Source organism: Streptomyces xingningensis (assembly GCF_054957865.1).
Genome location: NZ_JBDJPF010000018.1, coordinates 39508 through 61894 on the forward strand (window position 1 = coordinate 39508; position 22387 = coordinate 61894).

At 69.0% G+C, this 22387-nt stretch carries 22 protein-coding genes, 1 tRNA gene and 1 pseudogene; 19 read left to right on the forward strand and 5 right to left on the reverse strand.

The features are described from left to right. The first annotated feature begins 123 nt into the window (after nucleotides 1-123). Complete coding sequence (locus ABCR83_RS12175; RefSeq protein WP_462694936.1) at nucleotides 124-630, forward strand: MarR family winged helix-turn-helix transcriptional regulator; 507 nt, start codon at nucleotides 124-126, stop codon at nucleotides 628-630. A gap of 72 nt (nucleotides 631-702) precedes the next feature. Here ABCR83_RS12175 and ABCR83_RS12180 read toward each other — a convergent pair whose 3' ends face one another. After that, nucleotides 703-2214, reverse strand: coding sequence for an MFS transporter (locus tag ABCR83_RS12180; RefSeq protein ID WP_462694937.1), 1512 nt, complete (start codon nucleotides 2212-2214; stop codon nucleotides 703-705). 77 nt (nucleotides 2215-2291) lie between these two features. Continuing rightward, nucleotides 2292-2969 carry a TetR/AcrR family transcriptional regulator gene (locus ABCR83_RS12185; protein WP_462694938.1) on the reverse strand — a complete coding sequence of 226 codons (678 nt, stop codon included), beginning with the start codon at nucleotides 2967-2969 and terminating at the stop codon, nucleotides 2292-2294. Nucleotides 2970-3215: 246 nt separating this feature from the next. Here ABCR83_RS12185 and ABCR83_RS12190 point away from each other — a divergent pair, with 246 nt between their 5' ends. The 6 genes and pseudogenes from ABCR83_RS12190 (at nucleotide 3216) to ABCR83_RS12215 (ending at nucleotide 6553) form a co-directional block, all read left to right on the forward strand. Next, nucleotides 3216-4487: a M6 family metalloprotease domain-containing protein gene (locus ABCR83_RS12190; protein ID WP_462694939.1), complete on the forward strand. Its 1272-nt coding sequence runs from the start codon at nucleotides 3216-3218 to the stop codon at nucleotides 4485-4487. A 49-nt stretch (nucleotides 4488-4536) separates the two neighbouring features. Continuing rightward, nucleotides 4537-4609: transfer RNA gene (locus tag ABCR83_RS12195), tRNA-Arg, on the forward strand. Nucleotides 4610-4774: 165 nt separating this feature from the next. Next, complete coding sequence (locus tag ABCR83_RS12200) at nucleotides 4775-5041, forward strand: hypothetical protein (RefSeq protein WP_462694940.1); 267 nt, start codon at nucleotides 4775-4777, stop codon at nucleotides 5039-5041. Then, nucleotides 5038-5484, forward strand: a complete 447-nt coding sequence (locus ABCR83_RS12205) for a PIN domain-containing protein (protein ID WP_462694941.1) — start codon at nucleotides 5038-5040, stop codon at nucleotides 5482-5484. The genes ABCR83_RS12200 and ABCR83_RS12205 overlap by 4 nt, the downstream gene beginning before the upstream one ends. Nucleotides 5485-5584: 100 nt before the next feature. Next, nucleotides 5585-5737: pseudogene (locus ABCR83_RS12210) on the forward strand (IS5/IS1182 family transposase); the annotation flags it as partial. A gap of 114 nt (nucleotides 5738-5851) precedes the next feature. Beyond that, nucleotides 5852-6553, forward strand: a complete 702-nt coding sequence (locus ABCR83_RS12215; RefSeq protein ID WP_462694942.1) for a hypothetical protein — start codon at nucleotides 5852-5854, stop codon at nucleotides 6551-6553. A 346-nt stretch (nucleotides 6554-6899) separates the two neighbouring features. On the opposite strand, the gene ABCR83_RS12220 is transcribed toward ABCR83_RS12215, so the two are convergent. Beyond that, nucleotides 6900-7751, reverse strand: coding sequence for a hypothetical protein (locus tag ABCR83_RS12220; RefSeq protein ID WP_462694943.1), 852 nt, complete (start codon nucleotides 7749-7751; stop codon nucleotides 6900-6902). 276 nt (nucleotides 7752-8027) lie between these two features. Between ABCR83_RS12220 and ABCR83_RS12225 the strand changes: the two genes are divergently transcribed. Further along, a complete protein-coding gene (locus ABCR83_RS12225) occupies nucleotides 8028-10049 on the forward strand; it encodes a type I restriction-modification system subunit M/S (RefSeq protein ID WP_462694944.1) in 2022 nt (673 codons plus the stop codon). A 648-nt stretch (nucleotides 10050-10697) separates the two neighbouring features. Here the strand turns inward: ABCR83_RS12225 and ABCR83_RS12230 are convergent. Continuing rightward, nucleotides 10698-11486 carry a GntR family transcriptional regulator gene (locus ABCR83_RS12230; RefSeq protein ID WP_462694945.1) on the reverse strand — a complete coding sequence of 263 codons (789 nt, stop codon included), beginning with the start codon at nucleotides 11484-11486 and terminating at the stop codon, nucleotides 10698-10700. A gap of 108 nt (nucleotides 11487-11594) precedes the next feature. Here ABCR83_RS12230 and ABCR83_RS12235 point away from each other — a divergent pair, with 108 nt between their 5' ends. Next, nucleotides 11595-12002 (forward strand): NUDIX hydrolase, encoded by a 408-nt coding sequence (locus ABCR83_RS12235; RefSeq protein ID WP_462694996.1) that lies wholly within the window; start codon nucleotides 11595-11597, stop codon nucleotides 12000-12002. A 46-nt stretch (nucleotides 12003-12048) separates the two neighbouring features. Continuing rightward, a complete protein-coding gene (locus ABCR83_RS12240) occupies nucleotides 12049-12477 on the forward strand; it encodes an ATP-binding protein (RefSeq protein ID WP_462694946.1) in 429 nt (142 codons plus the stop codon). Nucleotides 12478-13321: 844 nt separating this feature from the next. Here the strand turns inward: ABCR83_RS12240 and ABCR83_RS12245 are convergent. After that, nucleotides 13322-13654: an ArsR/SmtB family transcription factor gene (locus ABCR83_RS12245; protein WP_462694947.1), complete on the reverse strand. Its 333-nt coding sequence runs from the start codon at nucleotides 13652-13654 to the stop codon at nucleotides 13322-13324. A 92-nt stretch (nucleotides 13655-13746) separates the two neighbouring features. Between ABCR83_RS12245 and ABCR83_RS12250 the strand changes: the two genes are divergently transcribed. The 9 genes from ABCR83_RS12250 to ABCR83_RS12290 all read left to right on the forward strand — a co-directional run bounded on the left by ABCR83_RS12250 (nucleotide 13747) and on the right by ABCR83_RS12290 (nucleotide 22233). Further along, a complete protein-coding gene (locus tag ABCR83_RS12250; protein WP_462694948.1) occupies nucleotides 13747-14280 on the forward strand; it encodes a DUF6542 domain-containing protein in 534 nt (177 codons plus the stop codon). Continuing rightward, complete coding sequence (locus ABCR83_RS12255; protein WP_462694949.1) at nucleotides 14273-15853, forward strand: LCP family protein; 1581 nt, start codon at nucleotides 14273-14275, stop codon at nucleotides 15851-15853. The genes ABCR83_RS12250 and ABCR83_RS12255 overlap by 8 nt, the downstream gene beginning before the upstream one ends. Nucleotides 15854-15950: 97 nt before the next feature. After that, nucleotides 15951-16706, forward strand: coding sequence for an SDR family oxidoreductase (locus ABCR83_RS12260; RefSeq protein ID WP_462694950.1), 756 nt, complete (start codon nucleotides 15951-15953; stop codon nucleotides 16704-16706). A gap of 343 nt (nucleotides 16707-17049) precedes the next feature. After that, nucleotides 17050-18408, forward strand: a complete 1359-nt coding sequence (locus ABCR83_RS12265; RefSeq protein WP_462694951.1) for a sensor histidine kinase — start codon at nucleotides 17050-17052, stop codon at nucleotides 18406-18408. Then, nucleotides 18405-18809, forward strand: coding sequence for a roadblock/LC7 domain-containing protein (locus ABCR83_RS12270; RefSeq protein WP_462694952.1), 405 nt, complete (start codon nucleotides 18405-18407; stop codon nucleotides 18807-18809). The genes ABCR83_RS12265 and ABCR83_RS12270 overlap by 4 nt, the downstream gene beginning before the upstream one ends. After that, a complete protein-coding gene (locus ABCR83_RS12275; protein WP_462694953.1) occupies nucleotides 18806-19168 on the forward strand; it encodes a DUF742 domain-containing protein in 363 nt (120 codons plus the stop codon). The genes ABCR83_RS12270 and ABCR83_RS12275 overlap by 4 nt, the downstream gene beginning before the upstream one ends. Next, nucleotides 19149-19760, forward strand: coding sequence for a GTP-binding protein (locus ABCR83_RS12280; protein WP_462694954.1), 612 nt, complete (start codon nucleotides 19149-19151; stop codon nucleotides 19758-19760). Before ABCR83_RS12275 ends, ABCR83_RS12280 begins: the two co-directional genes overlap by 20 nt. Beyond that, entirely contained in the window at nucleotides 19757-21055 is a 1299-nt protein-coding gene (locus tag ABCR83_RS12285; RefSeq protein WP_462694955.1) for a cytochrome P450, read from the forward strand. Before ABCR83_RS12280 ends, ABCR83_RS12285 begins: the two co-directional genes overlap by 4 nt. Then, a complete protein-coding gene (locus ABCR83_RS12290; protein ID WP_462694956.1) occupies nucleotides 21013-22233 on the forward strand; it encodes a cytochrome P450 family protein in 1221 nt (406 codons plus the stop codon). The genes ABCR83_RS12285 and ABCR83_RS12290 overlap by 43 nt, the downstream gene beginning before the upstream one ends. Nucleotides 22234-22387: the final 154 nt, after the last annotated feature.

The window sequence follows — 22387 nt, forward strand, 5'->3', positions numbered from 1 at the left end:
GATCTGAGCGAAGGAGATGTACTTGAATTCTCAAGCACCCCCTTGAGGGCGACCCTAACCCCGAGTTATTTAAACTTCAAGAATCAAGTGCCGAATGGATCACCGGGTGGAACAGTGGATGTCATGACGAACCGATCCGCGACGGACCCGGCGGAGCCCCGCTGGCTCAGCGCCGAGGAGCAGGCCGCCTGGCAGGCGTACCGGCACGCCAGCACACTCCTGGAGGATCACCTCGACCGCCAGCTCCAGCGCGACGCCGGCATGCCGCACCTCTACTACGCCCTGCTCGTCCAGCTCTCGGAGGCGCCGCGCCGCCGGATGCGGATGACCGAGCTCGCCGAGAGTGCCAAGATCACCCGTTCCCGGCTCTCCCATGCCATCGCCCGGCTGGAGAAGAACGGCTGGGTCCGCCGCGAGGACTGCCCCTCCGACAAGCGCGGCCAGCTGGCCGTCCTCACGGACGACGGGTTCGAGATGCTGAAGAAGTCCGCACCGGGCCATGTGGCCGCCGTCCGCTCGGCGATCTTCGACCGCCTCACGCCCGAGGAGGCCGCCCTGTTCGGCCGGATCTGCGGGACGATCGCGGCGGGCCTGCAGCCGGCCGGCGCGGACCTGCCCTGGCTGCGCTGAGGACCGCGCCCGGGCAAGGCGAAGCCCCCGCCGGACCGTGTCCGGCGGGGGCTTCGCATGGGATGCGGGCGGTCAGTGCGCCATGACCGGGACGAAGTCCTCCGCCTCCTCGCCCTTGCCGGACGTGGCCTGCGGGCCGCCCTGCGCGCCGGTGTTGACGAACACCATCGCGATCAGCGCGGCCAGCGCGAGGATGCCGGAGGCCCACCAGATGGCGGTGGTGTAGCCGTGCACCGCGGACTGGAACACCAGCGCCTTCCCCGCCTCCTTCGACGTGACCGAGGCCGCGTGCGACTTGAAGTACGAGGTGGTGGCGCTGGCCGCGATGGTGTTGAGCAGCGCGGTGCCGATCGCGCCGCCCACCTGCTGCGAGGTGTTGACCATCGCGGAGGCGACACCGGCGTCACGCGGCTGGACGCCGTGCGTGGCCAGGCTCATGCCGGGCATGAAGGCGGTACCCATGCCGATGCCCATCAGCATCAGCGAGGGCAGGATCCCCGTGGTGTACGAGGTGTTCATGTCGATCCGGGTGAGCAGCAGCATGCCGACGGTGGCGACCAGGAAGCCCGGGCCCATCAGCCAGCGGGCCGGGACCCGCATCATCAGCCGGGCACCGATCTGCGTCGAACCGACGATCATCATCGCGATCATCGGGAGGAAGGACAGGCCGGTCTTGACCGGGCTGTACCCCCTGGTGACCTGGAGGTAGTAGGTGAGGAAGAGGAACAGGCCGAACATCCCGATGGCGGCCAGGCCCAGCGCGGCATAGACACCACCGCGGTTGCGGTTGGTCACCACCCGCAGCGGCAGCAGCGGCTGCTTCACCCGGGTCTCGACGACCGCGAAGGCGATCAGCAGCACGGCGGCGGCGATGAACAGGCCGATGGTGCTGCCGGCCGACCAGCCTTCGGTCTCGGCGCGGGTGAAGCCGTACACCAGCGAGACCAGGCCGAGGGTGGCCAGGATGACGCCGGGGATGTCGAGCTTGGCGGGGTTGCGGCTGCCGGCGGGCTCGTGGACCACGGCTATCGCGCCGAGGGCGGCGACCACCGCGAAGGGGATGTTCACAAAGAACGTCCAGCGCCAGTTGAGGTACTCGGTGAACACGCCGCCCAGGATGAGGCCGACGCCACCGCCGGCACCGGCGATCGCACCGAAGACACCGAACGCCTTGGCCCGCTCCTTGACCTCGGTGAAGGTCACCGCGAGCAGCGACAGCGCGGCCGGCGCGAGCAGCGCGCCGAAGACGCCCTGGAGCGCACGGGCGGTCAGCAGCATCCCCATGTTGACCGCGGCACCGCCGAAGGCCGAGGCGGCCGCGAAGCCGACCAGGCCGGTGACAAAGGCCCGCTTGCGGCCCCACAGGTCGGAGATCCGGCCGCCGAAGAGCAGCAGACCGCCGAAGGCGAGGGCGTAGGCGGTGATGACCCACTGCTTGTTGCCGTCGGAGATGTGCAGGTCGGTCTGGGCGGAGGGCAGGGCGATGTTCACGATGGTCGCGTCGAGCACCACCATCAGCTGGGCCAGGGCGATGAATATCAGCGCCTTCCAGCGCCTGGGATCGGGGGTGAGGGTTTCTGACATGGTTGAGGCCTACCTAGTGGTGCGTTGATCGGTGCGAACGATCGGTACGGAAGTCTGTGTCGGAAGTCTGAGTCGGACTATGACAGAGGGGTCTGACAATGGGCCGGATCAAGCGATCCCTTGCGGCGAAGGTCTGCCAACGTCGCCGCCTTCCCCGGAAGTTGTGATCGGGACGGCATCATCAGTCCGTCCAGAAAAAGTTGTAGGTGCCGGTGCATAAACCGCGCGAAGTGCTCGCAACCGCCGCCCGGCAGCGGCCTGGTGAGCTGGGTGATCGCCACCATCAGGTCGCCGACCTCGATGTCGGCGCGCAGCTGCCCGGACGCGCGCGCCGCCGACATCACCGCCTCGATCTCCCGCTCGAGGCAGTCCCATGCCTCGAGGATTTCCGGGTGGCTGCGGTCGACGCCCAGGGCGAGCAGTGAGCACAGGGCTCCGACCCGCTCCTCCGCGGCGGCGTGGACAAAGCGCCTCAACGCCTCGAAAGCATCGGCTTCCTCGTTTCGAGCCGTCTCGGCCTGGCCCGCGAGGCGGGCCATCACCGAGAGGGTGACATGGTGGATCAGCTCGCGGCGGTCCGCGAAATGCCGATACAGCGTGGCATTCCCGACCCCGACGCGTCGAGCGATTTTGTCGAACGAGAACTCGACCCCCTCCTCGACCAGAACCTCACGGGCCGCCGCGACGATCCGCTCCCGGTTGCGCTGGGCGTCCGCGCGAAGACGCGGCTGCTGCGATGACGTCACGTCCGACACTCCTCCCGGCCCCCTCGGCCCTGCTCGGCCGGTCGGTCCATAAAGTCGATCAAGAACCGGGGAACGACTCCCCGTTTCTGCGGTACGTGACGTCAAACGGGGAGAACGTCCCCGGAAATTTCCCCCTCCGCCCGTGAGGCCCATCACATCCACCGCCCCGCGAAAGCCACCCATCCGGCCGCGGTCAGGAAGCGAACGCCCGCCCGGCAACCCACAGTGAGTACCGCGAGGCAGGAGGTGACGGCCATGAAATCCCTGGCCATCCCGATCGTGGCGGCCGCGCTGTTCGCCCTCACCGCACCGGCGCCGGCCCAGGCATCCAAGCCCTCCCACCCGAGGGCCCCCACCGCACCCGACCCCACCGGCCGCCCGCCATCCGGCCCCTGCGCCCTGCGCACGGTGACCGACAACGTCTCCGAGGGCGCCCGCACCCCGCGCGGCTACGCCAAATCCAGCGGCACGGTCCGGGCCATCACCTTCTTCATCGACTTCCCGGACGCCCCGGCCCGGGGCACACCGCGGGAACGGTACGCCGAGTTCTTCCCCGCCGTCTCCGACTACTACCGGGCCAGCTCATACGGGCGCCTCGACTACCGCTCCACGCCCCTGCTGCGCTGGATCCGCATGTCACGCCCGTACTCCGCCTATGGCATCGAGCGCGGCACGCCCTTCGACACCCGCAGCCACGACGGCTACCACGCGATCTCCAGGGAGATCCTCGCCGCGGTCGACGGCCAGGTCGACCTCCGCCGCTATGACCTGGTCAACGTCCTGGCCACGCCCAACGCCGGGCCGCCCGCCACCGATGACGTCCGCTCGGTCACCTTCGCCGGCGCCCCCACCGGCCTGCGGACCCGCCGCGGCGCCCCGCTGAAGAACGTCTCCTTCATCTGGAGCCGCCAGACCGGGGACAGTCCCTACCGCGTCCTCACCCATGAGAACGCCCACAGCTTCGGCCTCCCCGACCTCTACTACACCGGCGGTCACGGCAACCGGCCGCGGACGCCCGTGGGCCACTGGGATCCCATGGACGAGGACTGGGGGCCGTCCAACGACTTCCTCGCCTGGCACAAGTGGAAGCTCGGCTGGCTGGCCCCGAGCCAGGTGCGCTGCGTCACCCTGGCCGGCACCCGCACCTTCGCCCTCAGCCCCACCTCGGTCAAGGGCGGCCCCAAGCTGATCGTCGTCCCCCTCTCCCGCACCCGCGCCCTCACCCTCGAGGCCCGCGCCCCCGGCCGCCTGGACCACGCCGTCTGCCGCCCCGGCGTCCTCCTCACCACCGTCGCCACCGACCGCGCCTCCGGCGCCGGCCCCATCCGCGCCCTCGACGCCACCCCGGGCAGCCCCGGCTGCTACACCACGGACCCCAATGTCACCGCAGGCCTCAGCGATGCCCCCTACCTGGCCGGTCAGCACACCACGGTCGAGGGCGTCACCATCGATGTCATCAGCCATGACCGGCACGGCAATTGGCGCGTCAAGGTCACCCGCCGCACAGCCGCGTCCTCCCACCGCTGACCACCCTTGCCCCCGCCACTCGGCCACCCGCTAGACTGACCGCTGCCCAGCCTCCGTAGCTCAGGGGATAGAGCACCGCTCTCCTAAAGCGGGTGTCGGCAGTTCGAATCTGCCCGGGGGTACTTCGCGGTAACGCGCTGACCTGGGGTTTCTCCCCAGGGAGGCGTTCTATTCGGCCTCGGACTCCTCGTCCGGGGCCGTTTGCGTGAGCGGTGCGCCCTACGCCCCGGAGCCGGCTCCTTCGGGAAGAGCAGGATGCGACAGGCGGGGCGTGACATACTTGAAGTATGGCAACCCGGAAGATCACTATCACCGTGCCGGAAGAGCTGGTGGAATCAATCAAGGAGCGCGTCGACGCACGCGGGGTGTCCGGCTACATCGCAGCCGCCGCCGCCCATCAGGACGCCATGGACCGACTACGCGAGTTGGCCGAACGCCTCGAAGGAGAGCACGGCACCGTGACGGACGACGAGCAGCAAGCAGCGCTGGACCGAATCGCCGCCATCGACAGCTGGCATGACGAGCAGCGGCCGAGTTCGGATGAGGCCGCGTGAGCCGCACCACCCGAGCGAAGCTGCACCGACCGCGACAGCGCGTCTTCGTGTTCGACTCCGAGGCTCTCTCCAAGGCGGTTCAGGGCGATCGGGAGATGGCTGCGCTGATCAAGACAGCTCCGCGGCTCGACATCCCGATCGTCACCTCGGCGCTCACGACCTTGGAGGCATGGGACCCCCGCGAAACGTCGAGGCAGGCACTGTGGAACTGGACACTGTCCCGTATCCGTATCGTGCACACGGACGATCAGGCGATCACCATAGCGCGCGACATGCTGAAGGCAGCCGGCCTGCATGGGCACAAGTACGCCATCGACGCCATTCTGGCAGCTGTGGCCAGGCGGGAAGCCGCGCAGGGATCTCAGACAACCGTCTTCACCTCCGACACCGACGACATGAATCAACTCCTCGCGGGACACCCCGTGCGAGTCGAGAAAGTCTGACGAAACGCCGCGGTGAGGGTGGTGACGTCCATAACGCACGAGGCTCCCGTGCCGTTGAGGGAGGTGTTCGAAGTCTCAACCCACCGGCACAGACACCTCGTTGGTTCCTCATCCCGCCGCACTCGACCTGCCTCATGCGCTGGTCGAGTGGGTCACGATGCCCATCGTCAGCCGCGAGGTCGACCGCCGTTGCAAACTCCCGCCGCGCCAACGCGCCCTAGTCGGCCTGGTCTACCTGCGCAAGCAGGACACCGCTCGCGCAGATCGCCGCGGCGGATGGGGGGCCGAGGAGTTCCCTCAGGGCAACGGCAGCCCCCGCCTGGAGACGCACGACATACCCAGATCGCTCTGGCCATAGGATCCCCTGGTGATCATTGACCAGGAGAGGTCGGCGATGAAGAACAAGTGGGGGACTCTGCCCGCCGTCATAGCCGTCGGCGTGCTCGCCGCAGGTTGTGGCTCAGACGACGGCGGCAAGAAGGACGCCCTGTCGAAGGCAGAAAAGCTCGCCGTCGACAACGGAGCCCGGTACAAGGCAATCCGCGTGCCCGCGATGGACGGCATGACCTGTGACAAGGGCAACGGGGGCTTCCATTTCGGCAGCGACCTAGACATGTCGGTCACCGGCGACGACGACCTTCCGCAGGTCAAGCAGGAGCCCAGGGAAGACAAGGTCTCCTGCTTCGGCGCGACGCGCATCACCCTCAGCAAGGGCGGGATGCGGACGACAGTGCCGAACCTCACCACCCGAACGACCTTGTACGAAAAGGTCGCAGACCCCGCCGCCGCGCTGGACAAGGTCTTCTCCCGGACCATGGACCTGGAGAAGGGCTACGGCCGGAACCCGGTCGGCGAGCCCAAGGCCTTCACCACCAAGGACCTGGCACTGAAGTGCCAGCAGAACGTCAGCGACACCTTCCCCATGACGACCTGCTTCTGGGCAAACTACGGCGCGATCGGCGTCGTCGACTTCTTCCCGCCGGACGGCAAGCGTGTGCCGATCGACGAAGCAGCCGCACAGACGCACAAGTTCGCTCTGGGTGCCCTCTCGATCACCGCGACGTCGTGAGACCTGAGGTGCCCGCTCTCTTCGCCCCCTGGCCCAGGCTCGGCGAGTGAGTTGGGGCGGTGACGGGCGCGTGCGGCACGACGTCCCAAAGGGACTGGTCAGCAAAGGTGTACGGGTGAGCAGCGGGCAGTGAGTTGATCTCCCGGATATCGCCTTGGATGTAGACAGCAGGTGCTGGGTCCTGGTCGCTCCTGATGCACCGCGGCGTCGGCCAGGTCGGCGAGCGAGCGCGGAAAGCGCTCGGCTACGGCGCCCCGGGGGCGTGAGCGAGAACCGCCGCGAGGACAACGGCCCAGAGCCGACCGTCACCAGTCTCGCTGTTCCTCACGGACAGCCGGTCGCATCATCACCCCGGGGGCGACTCCGCGTTGTTGACGGAGACGATCAGATACGGGTCGATCTGCAGCCAGAAGGCGCCGCGGTCCCGTTGGACCTCTCCGTCAAATCCCATACTGCACAGCCGCTCCCATACCGCCCGGATATCGGTGACCGTGAGGCGGAGTTGGGCTCCGGGAACGTCCGTGGCCCGTTCCTTGCGGTTCGTCTGCCTGATGACCAGGTTCTCGTAGGAGATCCAGTCGGGGCCGCGGCGGGATGTGGCCAACCCCAGAGCTGTGAGCGCTTCGTTCACTCGGCCAATATCGGTGACGGGCAAATACGCGCCCTGCAGCCGGGCTTGTGCAGTGGGACGGTTCTCGACGGCTTTCGATGCTTCCGCACGAGCCGCATCGAGGGCGTCTCCCGTTTCCATGCGCCGCACCCCACGGATGAGGAAGAGGTTCTGGCCGTCCGCAGTGGTCAGACGAGTGCGCTGTGCCGACCAGTTGCCGGCCATCAGCGTGCCTCGGTTCACGATGCGCGCCTCTCGGCAGTCCGGGAGCAGAAGGCTGGCTCCGATGTCGGCACTATCGAGTTCTTCGACGAACCGCGACCGTGCCCGACGGGCCTCGTCCGGGGAGGGTGGAGTCAGTGACTCGGGGACCGGTCGGAGCAGGTTCTCGGCCAGCGCGTCCAGCAGCGGGGCGTCTTGAACGGACCGGCCGTACGAACCGAGCCATTCCTGCCCCAGACCCGCGCCGAGCAAACCGGCGGTCATGGATGCCAACGTGTCCGTGTCCGCGCCGGCTTGGCGTGCTGGAACACCGAGGCCTCGCTCGGGGCTGGAAGCGGACCGCGCCGCAAGGTACATGGCGGCCACCGCGCACAGGGTCCCTGAGCCGCGCGGCTGAACCAGCGGCCGGTGCCGTCCGGGCGGCTCGGCGCAGGAGAGCCCGCCGGCACCACCTACGGGGACCGTGCCCGGAAGAGAGAAGTCGCCAGGAGGTCCCCGGCCGATGAGGCGAGGCGCCGTCCCGGCGCCGGGTCGTCGTACCGCATCCCGACCAGCGCGGTCGATGAACCTCGCCCCGAGAACCGTCGGATCGTAACCAAACTCATGGGCGGTCTCGTCGACCGGGTACGGGGAGCGGCCAGCGTGCTCGACTATTTGAACCTGCTGCTATGTCTCCACTATCTCCGTGCCGCCGCCGCGGACCGCTTCGACACGTTGGCCGCTCGTGCCCGTACCCTCAGCAGTCTCGACGAGGCCGCCCAGTTGCTCCGGGACGTCGGCCGCGCGGCCGACGAGGACATGCGTGGCCTCGGCGTCCATTCCAGCATGCAGGAGGCGTTGGGGCGTCTGGAGCCACGGACCGCTCGCGACCTTCGCAATGTCGTGGACGCGATGAGCCGCCTCACCGAGGATGTGTTCGGGCTGATCCTCGACGAGTACGAGCAGCAAGCCGCTCTGGGCAGTGGCGAGTTCTTCACTCCGCGCCCGGTGGTCCGGCTGATGACGCGGCTGGCCTGCTCGGAGTTCGGTCCCGGGAAACCGGAGTCCATCTACGACCCATACGCCCGTGACGGCGGGTTCCTCATCGAAGCGGTGGCCGCCTGCGCCTCGGACGAGGACGGCCTGCCGCACAAGGGGACGCTGCGTACGTACGGCGAGACCCGGCGTGCCGACACCTGGCGACTGGCGACCATGAACCTGCTCCTTCATGGCGTCTCCCCGGCTCTCGACCTCAAGCGCACAACCCCCTGGAACGACCATTCGGAGCAGGCCCCGCTGGAATCGTTCGACATCGTGCTCACCAACCCGCCGTTCAACATGAGCGACCCCGGCCGCGGAGAGCGCCGTGAGGGGCAGTGGAGGTACGGGGCGCCACCCCGTGACAACGACAACCTCGCATGGGTCCAGCATTGCCTGGCCAAGCTGCGCGAGCGGGGCCGAGCCGGGATCATCATGCCCAACAAGGCAGGCAACTCCAGTCACAAGGCTGAGCGGACCATCCGCCGGAATTTGGTGGAGAGCGGAGTTGTCGACGGTGTCATCGCCTTGCCAGCAAAGCTGTTCACCAGCACCGCCGTCCCGGTGTCCGTGTGGATGCTGCGCCACCCCGGCAACCCGTGCGACAGCACACTGTTCCTCGACGCACGGCACATGGGAGTGAAGAACGGCTCTCGTCGGGTCCTCAGCGCTCTGGACGCCGAATCTCTCCTCGACGCCTACCGTGCCTGCAGGAACCCGGGAGGGGTGACTCCTCCCCTCGGGGGGACAACCGCGGAGCCGGTGCCCTGTGCTCTGGTGACCCGAGATGAACTGCGGCGGAGCGACTACTCACTCAACCCTCTTGACCATGTCGAACGCCGGAACGGCTACGGAGACGACTTCGAGGGCGAACTCATTGGTGCATGGGGAAAGTTGAGCGATACCGAGGAGCGGCTATGGGACATACAGGAGGCTGTCGCCCGGCTGCCGTTCGTCCGGGACCGTGGACCGCTGCTCCGGAAGAACCAGCCGACCTCCATGGCCAGCCTCGAGTCACTGTGCGAGATCCAGGCCGGACCGTCTTATTCCAAGCTCGGCAAGAAGCAGCGCAGCACCAACGGCCCAGTTCCCGTGGTGTTCCCACGGCATCTGAAAGGCCGGCGCATCAGTGACGAGGCGGACGAGAGAGTGACAGAGGAGACGGCCCGTCGGCTGAGGAACTTCGAGCTGCAGGAAAAGGATGTCGTGTGTGTCCGCTCCGGTGCGATCGTTCCGCCGGCGCTGGTACAGCAGCATCAAGTCGGCTGGCTAATGAGTCCCAATGTCATCCGGCTCCGGGTGACCGAGGGGCAGAGGGACCGGGTGCTGCCGGAGTACCTGCACCACTACCTATGCCTGGACAAGTCCGTCGCCTGGATGCGGGACCGGGCCGCAGCCACCGCGGCCCCGTCGCTCCGGTCCGAATCTCTCGGGTCGCTGCGGATTCCATTGCCGGATCTGGCGGAGCAGCAGGAGATCGTGGCCGCGCTGAACGGCCTTGACGAGCTGGACCGCGCACATCTGGACGTCGGCGCCTCAGTACGGCGCGCCCGCATCGCTCTGGCGGGTGCGCTATTGGGCCCTTCTGCCGAACCCGCCTTTGGCGCCGTCCCCCGCCACCAATTCGAGAAGGAAGCATCGCTGTGAACACTCCACACCAACCGTCTGCTCCGGTGCCCTCACCCACGCCCTCCTCCGAGCCCGGGAACAGCGCCTGGATTCCCTGGCTGCTGGTCATGGTGCTGTTCTCCGCCCTTGTCGCGGCATGCGTTGGCTTCCTCAAGGCCCTTGACGGCACTGCGGTCTCCGGTGCTCTGCTCTCAGCAGGTGCAGCGTTCGGGGGAACCGCACTGCTCTGCCTGGCCGTGGTACCGGTAGTCCAACAGTTGCGTCAGCGCGGCTAGTCAGCTCCTTGCGGATCTCGCCGGACTCGCACGCATCAGTGCCCGCTGCACCGCAGGCGAGAAGCACCCCGACGCGTGAGCCATGCGTGAGCGGACCGTCTGGCACAAGGTGTCTCGAGCGGGATTGGGCACGAAGCCGCGTGGCGCTGACCAGATAGAACAGCACCACGCAGCACGATCGAGAACCACCCGTCACGGATTCGATCCCACTCCTAAAGCGGGTGTCGGCAGTTCGAATCTGCCCGGGGGCACCAGTGCGAAGGCCTTCAGCCGATCTTGGCTGGGGGCCTTTCGCGTCCGCTTCCGACATCCCGGCATGCATGGATACCTAGCCGTCTAGATAAGCGGTCGGCTGACGAGCCGACAGGCTGCCACCCTCACACCCCAACTCCTATGTGGCGGGCAGCTGGTAGGACAGCACATACGCGTCGGCGGCCATGACCGTGTCACAGACCTCGACAGCACGGCCCTCGGTGTCGTACGCGGTCCGGATCAGGTGAATGACCGGTACGCCGGAGACCAGTTGAAGCGCTTTGACCTCGGCCGGAGTTGGCATCCGGGCGCGGATCTCCTCATCGAAGTGGTCCAGCCGGTGGCCGAGTTCTTCCAGGCGGGCGTAGATCCCGCCGGGCCCGGGATTGGGCTGGGCGATCGGGGTGCCGCGTGCGAGATCGAGCGGGAGGTACGAGACGGCGAATTCCACCGGCCGGTGATCGAGCAGGTAACGGCGCCGGCGCACCAGCACCCGCCGGGGCCCGCCCAGCCGTGCGGAGATGTCCGTCGAAGGCCGTTCCTCCTGCACCTCCAGGCGGTCCACCTCGGGACGGCTCCCCGCAGCCTCCGCCTCCACCGTGAAGGCCGACTTCCCTTGCTCCCGGTGTCGACGGGCGAACCGGTCCGAGGCCAGACGCCGGACGGGCGGGCGAGGCCGGACGAATACGCCCTTGCCGTGCTCGGACAGCACCAGCCCCTCACCCTGGAGGATCGAGAGCGAGTTGCGCACCGTCATCCGCGATACGGAGTAGTGCTCCACCAACTCGGCCTCCGAGGGAAGCTTGTCGCCTTCCCTGAAGCGCCCCTTGTCGATGGCCTCCCGCAATTGATCAGCAATCTGGCGAAACACCGCGCGATCACTGGTCGGATCCAACGATCCGAGCAGGCCGGAGGGAAGAGCAGACATCTGCACTCCTTTAGGTATCTAGACGAGCGGTTGAGTTCAGTTGCTACGGTGGAGAGACTAGCCAGCCAAAGGGAACCGAGGAACGTGAGCACAGAGCGCCCCCACTCCGTGAGCGTCGCCGGGATCATCGTCGACGACCAGGGCCGCGCGCTGCTGATCAAGCGGCGGGACAACGGCCACTGGGAGCCGCCGGGTGGCGTGCTGGAGGCCGGCGAGACCATCCACGATGCTCTTGAGCGCGAGGTGCTCGAAGAGACCGGGATCAAGATCGCGACACCGGCGGTCCTGACGGGCGTGTACAAGAACATGACCGGCTTGATCGTCTCCCTCGTCTTCCGCTGCGAAGCGATCGACGGGAACCCGACCACGGGCGCCGAGACCAGAGCACTGCGCTGGGCGACGCGCGACGAGGTCACCGAGCTCGCCGACGAGGCTTACGCGATACGCGTCCTGGACGCCCTTGACGCGCCATTCCCGCCGGCCGTCCGGGCCCACGACGGCGTGAAACTCGTCTAACAGAATCCCGCTGTCCATAGCGTCCCACCAGCGCAAAGGAACTTGTATGGATGAGTATACGAGCTATCCGCGAGTCTGGGGGCTCACTTGCCCAGGTTCGGCAGAAGAGGTCAGCCGCGCACGACGCTGGGCCCGTGACGTCCTCCGTCACCGCACATGTGCCGATGACGTCGCCCTGATCGTGAGCGAGCTGAGCAGCAACGCCGTCCTGCACACCGCCAGCGGCAGCACCGGGCACTTCCATGTCGCCCTGGCCCTCACGGAGCGCGTGCTCGCCGTCTCCGTCATGGACGCCGGCGGTGCATCGAGTGCGCCGACGGTCGGACAGCCGAATGCGGCGGCTACGCACGGGCGCGGACTCGCGCTGGTCACCGCACTCGCGACCCATGTGGCAATCCGCCGGGACGGACAAGGCCACACCGTCACCGCCGAGCTTCTGATGGCACCGACCCTTCCGGGAGCACCCTATGAATAGGCCCCGCGGAACCGCCTTACGGTCCGGCTACTGGTGCGAGTGCACCATCTCCACCATCGGCAGCGAACAAAGCCCCGTCCCCGTCGCATCGTTCGACGCCGGAAGCGCAGCAGAAGCAGTCATCGGCGTCATCGTGGCCATAGAGATGACGATGACGGACCAGGACCGGAAGGAAGCGACCGCCGCACGGGAATGGTTCGACAAGAGCCAGACCACCTGGTCGCTCATCGGCGGGCAGGCCTGTACCTACGCCGTGACCCGAGGCGACACGGAAATCAACTGGATCTTGCGACCAGTCCTGTTCCTCCCACTGGCCCACCGATCTGGATCCCAACTGCCCGCATGCACGAAGCGATTCACAACGTACCCCCTCCCGCATCAGACCCACCACCCAGGCATTGAGTAACAACCTTCTCTGCGGGTTCAAGGCGACTCGTATCACCCCGGGCCGCGCGCACCTGTCTCCGGCCCGGGGGCGCCCGTCCGCGCAGCTGATGCAAGAGCAGCCGTTGAACGTCAGAGACGATGCCTCCGGCGGGGGCGCTCAGGCTCCGGGATGGCGGGAGCCCGCCGAGCGAGTGCGGGCCTAATTGGGCTGAGGAGGGGGCTGCCATCCCCGTGTTACCCGTGACGACCCTGATGGCGTTCGGTCTCCATAACCCCGCGTATGTAAGCACCGGCGTCTGGCCCGTCGCTCCGCTCGTGCACCGTGGCCCGCTTCGCACCCTGAGCAGAGCACTGACCGACGGACAGTAGAGCTCGGTGGCATCAATCCTGATGGTAGGTCGGCGCCCGGGACTCGGCAGGGATCAACTCCGGTACCGGAGGCGGGACTCCGCCCCGTTCAGGCCGGGAGGCCGTCCGCCTCGGCGATGGTCTCCGCCAGCATGGTCCGCGCGGCCGCGCTCAGCCGGGGGTCCGTCACCGCGTAGATCTGGCGGCGGCCCTCGGTGCGAGCCCGGACCGCCCCGGCGAGCTTGAGCCGGGCCAGGTGCTGGCTCACGGCCTGCGGCCGGGCGCCCACCCGCAGTGCCAGGCGTGTGACGTCGCTCTCACTCTGGGCGAGAGCCCAGACGATGTGCAGGCGCAGCGGCGAAGCTAGCAGCCCGAACATCAGGGCCGCCAAATCGAGTGCCTGGGTTGGGGGATCCACGGCTCTGCCCCCTGGTGCCGCCATTGACGCGCCCCTCCCCTGTCTAGTTCACTCTCCCGGGATTCCGGCCGAACACCCGTACAGACTAGCCGCAATGCTTGCTACATTGCGCAACTATGCAACCCGGAACGCCCGTGGCAGGCCAAGACCCCGCCACGCCCCACCCCGCCACGCAAGGATCACACCGGGTGCCTGCCTCACGGCGTCGAGCGGCAGGTGCACGCGGGAGAGCCAGAAAAGGCGGCAGAACGGGGGCGCGGGGCCGTGGAGCGGCCTTGCTCGCCGTGGTCCTGCCGGTGCTCGGCGCCGTGGTGGACGAGCTGACCCACTCCTCGCTGGGCTGGGCCCTGGTGGTCACCTCGGTCCTCGGTGCGGTCATCGCGGCCGCGACCTGCTCGCGCGCGGGTGCCTGGTGGGTGGCGTACGCGCCACCGCCGGTGGTGGCGCTGATCACAGTGGTCGCCGAGCAGTCGACGGGCAAGACCGGGGCCCATGGCAAGGGGCTCACCACCGGGGCGGTGCACTGGGCCATCGACGCCTTCCCGGCCATGGCGGCGGCCGAGGCCGCACTGATCGTCGTGCTGGCGGTGCGCTGGATCCGGGCCAGGCGAAGCGCGAAGGTCGCGAAGGTGAGGAAGAACCGTGGGTAAGGAACCAGGGCGGAGCGGCAACAGGTCCGGCGGACACGGCAGGGCCGCCCGGCGGCGGGGCGGCAGGCGGACGTCCCGGCTGGTGGTCACCGGGCGGGTGGTGGTCGGGGTGGCCTCCGCCGCCGTGCTGGCGACCAGCGGGGTCTCCTGGGCCACGTACCACTGGATCACCGGCGGGCTGAACACCTCCGACGCCCTCGACAAGGTGGGGAAGAACGCGCCCAAGCACCTCGACAACTCGGTCAACCTGCTGCTGATCGGGCTGGATTCGCGCAAGGACATGGACGGCAACAACCTGCCGAAGGAGTTCGTCCAGGACCAACTGCACGCCGGGTCGAGCGAGATCGGGTACTACAACACCAACACCCTGATCCTGATGCACATACCCGCCGACGGCGGCAAGGTCCAGGCGTTCTCCATACCGCGGGACAGCTATGTCCAGACCTTCAAGGGCGATGGCTCGACCCAGGGGCATTACAAGATCAAGGAGGCGTACTCCTACGCCTACACCAGCGCCCACGACAAGCTGTACAGCCAGGGCGTCAAGGGCAGCAAGCTGGAGGCGCAGAGCCGGGAGGCGGGCCGGGAGGCGACGCTGGCGACCGTGCAGAACTTCCTCGACGTGCCGATCGACCACTTCGCCGAGGTCAACCTGCTCGGCTTCTATGACATCGCCAAGGCGCTCGGGCCGCTTCAGGTCTGTCTGAAGCACCCGGTGAAGGACCGCTACTCCGGGGCCGACTTCCCCGCCGGGCTGCAGAGCGTGGACCCCAAGCAGGCGCTGGCCTTTGTCCGCCAGCGGCACGGGCTGGACGGCGGCGACCTGGACCGGACCCACCGTCAGCAGGCGTTCCTCTCCTCGGTCACCCATAAGCTCAAGTCCGAGGGCGTGTTCGGCAGTCTGGGCAAGCTGCAGGGGCTTTTCGGCGTGGTGAAGAAGGACCTGGTCATCGACAGCAAGCTGAATGTGCTCGACTTCGCCCAGGAGGCCACCAACCTCACCGGCGGAAAGGTCGAGTTCAACACCCTGCCGACCAAGGGGTCCGCCTATGTCGGCGACGAGCAGGTGGAAATGGTCGACCCGGACAAGATCCGGGCCCTGGTGCGGGCGAGGTTCGGCGGAGGCGACTCGTCCCCGGCACCCGGCAAGGACGACGCGAAGCCTTCCGGGCAGGCGAAGACGGCACCGGCCACCGTGGACGTCCTCAACGGCTCCGGCAGGACGGGCGCCGCCGCCGATGAGCTCAAGGCCCTCACCGCGCTGGGCCACACCGCGGGGCAGTCGACCAACACCGAGGCGCAGGCGCGGACCACCGTGGTCTACGGCAAGGGCTCGCAGGCCGCCGCCCAGCAGATCGCGGGACGCCTGGGGGTGACCGCCGCTCCGCTCGCCAGCTCCTCGGTCCCGGCCGGGCACGTCCAGGTCACCCTGGGCGAGGACTTCACCGGTCCGGGGAAGGGCTCCACCACCTCCCCGAGCCCCAAGAGCTCCCCGTCGGCCTCGGCGTCGGCGCCGGACAGCGACTTCGCGGGCGAGTCGGTGAAGGCGGGCGGCATCCCCTGCGTCAACTGACGCGGCACTGGCGGTGCCCCCGGTGGCAGGGGGCACCGGGGGCGCCTAGCGTGGAAGCGGGGTGACCGCCCATGGCCGCAGAGGCCGAGGAGGGACGATGCCGACTCACACGCTCAAGGACAAGGTCGTCGTCATCGGCGGCGCGTCGAAGAACCTCGGCAGCCTGATCGCCAGGGAGATCGCCCCGGTGGGCGCCAAGGTGGTCGTCCACTACAACAGCGGCTCCTCCCGCGACCAGGCGGAGCAGACCGCCGCCGAGGTCCGCAAGACGGGCGGGGAGGCCATCACCCACCAGGGAGACCTGACCCGGGTCGCCGAGGTCGAGCGGCTCTTCGACGCCGCGGTGGACGCGTTCGGCAGGGTCGACTGCATGGTGAACACCGCCGGCATGGTCATCAAAAAGCCGATGACCGAGACCTCCGAGGAAGAGTTCGACAAGATGTTCGCCGTCAATACCAAGGCGGCGTATTTCATGATGCGCGAGGCCGCCCGGCGCATGTCCGACGGCGGGAAAATCATCACCATCGTCACCTCGCTGCTTGCCGCCTACACCGGTCTGTATTCGGTATACGCGGGCAGCAAGGCGCCGGTCGAGCACTTCACCCGGGCGCTGTCCAAGGAGCTTTACGGCCGCGGCATCTCGGTCAACAACATCGCTCCCGGGCCGATGGACACCTCGTTCTTCTATCCGGCCGAGTCCGACGACTCGATTTCGTACCACAAGTCCTCGTCCATGAACGGGGAGTTGACGAAGATCGAGGACATCGTGCCCTATGTGAAATTCCTGCTGACGGACGGCTGGTGGCTCAACGGCCAGACGCTGTTCATCAACGGCGGCTACACCACCCGCTGAGCCCGCCTGTGTCAGGTTCCTCACACGCCACCATGTGTAAGGTTCCTGACATGAGTACGGGTGCCGGCCGACGCCTGCGCAAGGATCTGGCGCCCCGCCAACGCCGCATCGTGCGGACGGCGTCGCCCTGGAGAGGGAACATCGCACAACAACGGGCATTTCGCCCGGCCAAGCACGGCAGTTGGCCCCACTGCTCACCTCTTGCGCACAAAACCTTGCGTAACGTCAAACATCGAAAACGGACCTACCACCACGACACAGGCAAGGTATTCCGCCATCCACATCCGGCCCCTTACGCTGACGACCTCCCTCCAATTGACAGTCGCCTCTCGGGAACCTCTTGATGATGCCGATACCGGAGGCCGTGCTCGTGGGCCTGCTCGCGGGCGCGGCCGCCGCCGCCGTAACCGCCACTCCGATGTTCCTGCGCACCCGGCGCCTATTGGCCCGGCTGCGCCGGGAACGGGACTCCGCCGTCGAGGAGAGCGGACGCCTGACAGCACGTCATAGAGCCTTGGAAAGCGAGTCGGAGCATCTGACCTCGGCCCGGCTGCCCGCCCTGCTGGCCGGCGCCCCGCACGGGGAGATACCCGGACTGCGCCATGCCGAGCTGGCCGCGAGCACCTTCGCCGCGCACCAGCAGGCGGTGCTGGACCATGTGGCGGCGGCGGTGGAACGGGAACACTCCCGGGCGGACTCGGCGCGCGCGGCCTTCCTGGTCATGGCCGACCGGATCCAGGTGATGGCGCTCGCCCAGCAGCAGGGCCTGGACGTGCTGGAGCAGAGCGCCGAAGACCCGGTGCTGATGGCCGGATTGATGCGGGCCGACCACGCGGCGGCCCAACTGGCCCGGCAGGCACAGACCATGAAGGTGCTGTGCGGGGCATGGCCGGGACGGCAGTGGCCGGAGGCGGTCTCGCTGCTCGATGTGGTGCGGGGCGCCCAGTCGAGGATCCTGGAATACCTGCGGGTGCAGGTCCAGGGCTCCCGTGAACCCGCCCTGGAGGCCCGGGCGGTGGAACCGCTGATCCACGCGGTGGCGGAGCTGCTGGACAACGCCACCCGGTATTCACCGCCCACCGTGGCGGTGCTGGTGGCCATCCGGCCGGTGCACAGCGGTGCGGTCATCGAGATCGACGACGGCGGCCTGGGGATGACCGAACAGGCCCTCGCCGAGGCCGAGGAGCGGATCCGGGGCAGCAAGGAGGCCGAGAGCCGGGGCATGGGGGCCAACCCGCAGCTGGGACTGGCCGCCGTGGGACGGCTGGCGCGGCGGTACGGATTCTCGGTGAAGCTGGACTCGCCGTCCGCCTACGGCGGGGTACGGGCGGTGGTACTGGTGCCGTCCACCCTGCTGGCCAGGGCCTCGCAGGCGCCCGTCACCCCCGCCCCGCCGCTGGCGCCCGGGCTCCGGCAGCACCCCGAACCGGCACCCGCGGCCGACGCCCCGGTGGCGGACGAGCCGGTGGCATACGGGTCGACGGCCAACGGGCTGCCCAGGCGGCGCAGCCGCCGTCACCGGGCCGCGCCGCCGGCCGCCCCGGAGCCCGGGACGGCACCCGCGCCGTCCACCCGGTCGCCGGAGCACGCCGCCGCCTTTATGAGCAGCCTGCAGACCGGCACCCGAGTGGGCCGCGAAGAGTCCCGAGAGGCCATGCGCACGGGCCCGGGCGACAACGCAAGCGAAAGGGAATCGCGTTGAGTACGAACGGGAATCTGGAGTGGCTCCTGGCCGACATCCTGCGGGTGCCCTCGGTGCGGCACGCGCTGGTGGTGTCCCGGGACGGGCTCCGGCTGGCCTGCTCGCCCGACATATCGGCCGATGACGCCGACCGGCTGTCGGCGATCTGCTCCGGGCTGCTGTCGCTCGGCCATGAGGTCGCCGCCCAGCTGGCCGGCGGCCCCAGCACCACCCGGCAGGTGATGGTGGAGTTCGACGGCGGCTTCCTGTTCCTGGTGGCCGCGGGCCCCGGCGCCGCACTGGCCGTGGCCACGGTGGCGGAAGTGGACGCCGGGCTGGTGGCCCGGGAGATGCAGCACATGGTGGTGCGCATCGGCGAGCATCTCAGCAGCCCGCCCCGCGCCCATACCACCACTCCGTGACCGGCCGCCGGGCGGGCGCGGGGGGCGTGGGTCCGGTACGCCCGTATGTCATCACCGGCGGACGGGTGGCCCCGTCCCGCGACTCGCTCGCGCTGGAGACGCTGATCGTGGCCGCCGGCAGCGGGGCGCCCGAGACCGGGCTGCCCCCGGAGTGCGCCGAAATCCTGGTCCTGTGCAGGCAGTTGCTGTCGGTCGCCGAGGTCGCCGCCCATCTGCGGCAGCCGGTCGCGGTGATCAAGGTACTGCTCGCCGATCTGCTCGACGCCCAGCTGATCCTGGCCCGTCCGCCCATCACCCCGGCCGACCAGCACGACCCCGCATTGCTGAAAGAGGTTCTCGATGGCCTTCGACAACTCTGAAGCCAACCCCGACGGCCGCTACCTGCCGTCCACCGTGCGCACCTCCGTCAAGATCGTGATCGCGGGGCCGCTGGGCGTGGGAAAGACCACCCTGATCGGCTCGTTGAGCGAGATCCCCCCGCTGCGCACCGAGGAGACCATGACCCAGGCGGGCCAGGGGGTGGACGACGTCCTGCCGGGCAAGGCCACCACCACCGTGGCGATGGACTTCGGGCGGATCACCCTCAACCAGCGCCGGGTGCTGTATCTCTTCGGCACCCCGGGGCAGCCCCGCTTCTTCCCCATGTGGCGCCATCTGACACATGGTGCGCTGGGGGCACTGGCCCTGGTCGACACCCGGCGGCTGGAGGCGGGCTTCGACGTCCTGGGCCATCTCGAGGACCTGGGCGTGCCGTTCGCGGTCGCCGCCAACGCCTTCCCCGGCGCCCCGGAGCACCCGCCCGAAGCACTGCGCGAGGCGCTGGACCTGCTGCCCGAGACACCGGTGGTGGTGTGCGACGCCCGGGACCGGGCGTCCAGCGCCCGGGCGCTGGTCACCCTGGTCGACCATCTCTACACTTCCGTCGCCGCCTTGGAGGCACCCGCGTCATGACCCCCGCCAACCGGCCGACCGCGCTGTACGGGCCCCAGATGGCCGGCGACACCAGCGAGCTGTACGAACGGCTGCGCAGGGAGCACGGCCCGGTCGCACCCGTCGAGCTGGAGCCCGGAGTGCCGGCCTGGCTGGTTCTCGGCTATCGCGAACTGCTGGAGGTCACTCGCAACGAGGAGTGCTTCTCCCATGACCCGCGCCGCTGGCGGGCCCTGCACGAAGGACTCGTACGCCCCGACTCGGCCCTGCTGCCCTTCATGGGCTACCGGCCCACGATGCTGTTCGCCGACGGCCCGGTCCACCGCCGGTTCTCCCGCGCCATCGCCGACGGGCTCGGCCGGAACGATCTGCACCGGCTGCGCCGGGGCGTCGCCCAGCTGGCCAACTCGGTGATCGACCGGATGGCCCGGAGGGGACAGGTGGACCTGATGGCCGAGTACGCCGAGCCCTTGCCGCTGTGGGTCGCCTGCCAGGTGCTCGACCTGCCCGATCACCTGGCGCCCCAACTGCTCGCGGCCATCGACGCCCTGGTGGACAGCAGCCCCGAGGCCGTCGCCGGCAACCAGACCCTGCAACGGATCCTCACCGAGCTGCTGCGGGAGAAGACCGAGCACCCCGGCGACGACCTCACCTCGTTCCTGCTGGCCCATCCCGCCGAGCTCACCGCCGAAGAGATCATGCATCACCTGCTGATCATCATCCTCGCGGGCACCGGCCCCATCACCAACTGGATCGCCAACACCACCCTGTTGCTGCTGACGGACACCCGGTTCCGCAACAGCGTGACCGGCGGCCGGCTGACCGTGGACGCCGCCCTGGACGAAGTGCTCTGGCGCGATCCCCCCACCCACAACTTCCCCGGCCGCTACGCCACTCGCGACCTCCAGCTGGGCGGCCAGTTCATCCGGGCCGGCGACGCCCTCGTCCTCGGCCTCGCCGCCGCCAACCGCGACCCCGCCGTGCAGCCCCCGGACGGACAGATCATCCCCGGCAACCGGTCCCACCTCGCCTTCAGCGCCGGACCGCACACCTGCCCGGGCCGCGACCCGGCCCGGGTGATCACCCACACCGCCGTCGACACCCTGCTGCACCGCCTGCCCGACCTGCGACTCGGCGTCCTGCCCGGGGAGTTGACCTACCGTCCCTCGCCCTGGACCCGTGCCCTGGAGGCCCTGCCGGTGACCTTCACCCCGGACCGGCCCCATGGCCCCACCTCCACTCCACCCACCCCTACCGCAGCCGGAGGACCCGCATGGACACCCGGAACCAGACCCCACTCATCCGCCTCGATGTGACCGCCGCGGACATCCACGGAGAGATCCGGCGGCTGCGCGAGACCGGCCCGGTGGTGCGCGTGGCGCTCCCGGACGGCATACCCGCCTGGGTCATCACCAGCCACCGGCTCCTTCAGGACCTCCTCACCGATCCACGGGTCGCCAAGGACGCCCGGCACTGGGCCGCACTGGCCGAGGGCCAGGTGCCCAAGAGCTGGCCGCTCCTCGACGTCGTCACCAATGCGGGCATGACGACCAGCGACGGAGCGGACCACCGCCGCCTGCGCGGCCTGGTCTCCCAGGCCTTCACCCCACGGCGCATCGCCGCCCTGCGCCCCCGGACCGAGGAGCGGGTGCACCGGCTCCTCGACGGCCTCGCGGCCCAGCCGCCCGGCCCGGTCGACCTCCGCCGCCACTTCGCCTACCCGCTGCCCATGGCGACGATCGGCGACCTGCTCGGCGTGGCGGCCGAGCACCACGACGAGTTCCACGACCTGTCCGCGGCGCTCATGAGCAGCACCACCACCGCCGACGAGGTCCTCACCACCCGGCGCGACCTCCACGCCCTGCTCGCCGACCTGGTCGCGGCCAAGCGCGAGCACCCCGGCGAGGACCTCACCACCGACCTCATCAGGGCCCGCCAGGACGAGGACCGGCTGTCGGAGGACGAACTCATCGGCACCCTCCGCCTGATGCTGATCGCGGGCCATGGCACCACCATGAACCTCATCACCAACTCCGTGCGCGCCCTGCTCACCCACCCCGGCCAACTCTCCCGGGTCCTGGCCGGGGAGCGGCCCTGGACGGACGTCATCGAGGAGAGCCTGCGCTGGGACTCCCCCGTCGCCCACTTCCCGCTGCGCTACGCCACCGCGGACATCCCGCTGGGCGGCGCGGTCATCCGGCGGGGCGACGCCATCCTGGCGTCCTACGCCGCCGCCGGGCGGGATCCGGAGCAACACGGCGAGACGGCCGATGAGTTCGACATCGACCGCCCCGCCGCCCGGCACCTGGCCTTCGGCCATGGGCCGCACTACTGCCTCGGGGCCCCCTTGTCCCGGCAGGAGGCGGAGATCGCGCTGCCCGCGCTGTTCGCCCGGTTCCCGGGGCTCCGGCCGGCGGTCCCGGTGGAGGAGCTGGAGCCGCTGCCGTCCTTCATCGCCAACAGCACCACGACCCTGCCGGTGTGGCGAGGCTGATCAGGCGGGGGCTCGGCCGGGTGGCCACTCCCCCGCCCGCTCGCTCTCTCCATACGTCTCGCCGGACCCCCAGGCCACCGTGGCCTAGCGAACCGTCAGCGGGTGCGAAACATCAGTAAAGTTGCCCAGGTAACCGCTGGTCATGGAGCCAGTG

What these genes read in the sequence shown, in the direction of transcription:
- ABCR83_RS12175 (WP_462694936.1), top strand. Translation starts at nt 124, where the DNA reads ATGACGAACCGATCCGCGACGGACCCGGCGGAGCCCCGCTGGCTCAGC.
- ABCR83_RS12285 (WP_462694955.1), top strand. Translation starts at nt 19,757, where the DNA reads ATGACCCCCGCCAACCGGCCGACCGCGCTGTACGGGCCCCAGATGGCC.
- ABCR83_RS12265 (WP_462694951.1), top strand. Translation starts at nt 17,050, where the DNA reads ATGATGCCGATACCGGAGGCCGTGCTCGTGGGCCTGCTCGCGGGCGCG.
- ABCR83_RS12190 (WP_462694939.1), top strand. Translation starts at nt 3,216, where the DNA reads ATGAAATCCCTGGCCATCCCGATCGTGGCGGCCGCGCTGTTCGCCCTC.
- ABCR83_RS12290 (WP_462694956.1), top strand. Translation starts at nt 21,013, where the DNA reads ATGGACACCCGGAACCAGACCCCACTCATCCGCCTCGATGTGACCGCC.
- ABCR83_RS12230 (WP_462694945.1), bottom strand. Translation starts at nt 11,486, where the DNA reads ATGTCTGCTCTTCCCTCCGGCCTGCTCGGATCGTTGGATCCGACCAGT.
- ABCR83_RS12245 (WP_462694947.1), bottom strand. Translation starts at nt 13,654, where the DNA reads ATGGCGGCACCAGGGGGCAGAGCCGTGGATCCCCCAACCCAGGCACTC.
- ABCR83_RS12200 (WP_462694940.1), top strand. Translation starts at nt 4,775, where the DNA reads ATGGCAACCCGGAAGATCACTATCACCGTGCCGGAAGAGCTGGTGGAA.
- ABCR83_RS12240 (WP_462694946.1), top strand. Translation starts at nt 12,049, where the DNA reads ATGGATGAGTATACGAGCTATCCGCGAGTCTGGGGGCTCACTTGCCCA.
- ABCR83_RS12260 (WP_462694950.1), top strand. Translation starts at nt 15,951, where the DNA reads ATGCCGACTCACACGCTCAAGGACAAGGTCGTCGTCATCGGCGGCGCG.
- ABCR83_RS12280 (WP_462694954.1), top strand. Translation starts at nt 19,149, where the DNA reads ATGGCCTTCGACAACTCTGAAGCCAACCCCGACGGCCGCTACCTGCCG.
- ABCR83_RS12180 (WP_462694937.1), bottom strand. Translation starts at nt 2,214, where the DNA reads ATGTCAGAAACCCTCACCCCCGATCCCAGGCGCTGGAAGGCGCTGATA.
- ABCR83_RS12250 (WP_462694948.1), top strand. Translation starts at nt 13,747, where the DNA reads ATGCAACCCGGAACGCCCGTGGCAGGCCAAGACCCCGCCACGCCCCAC.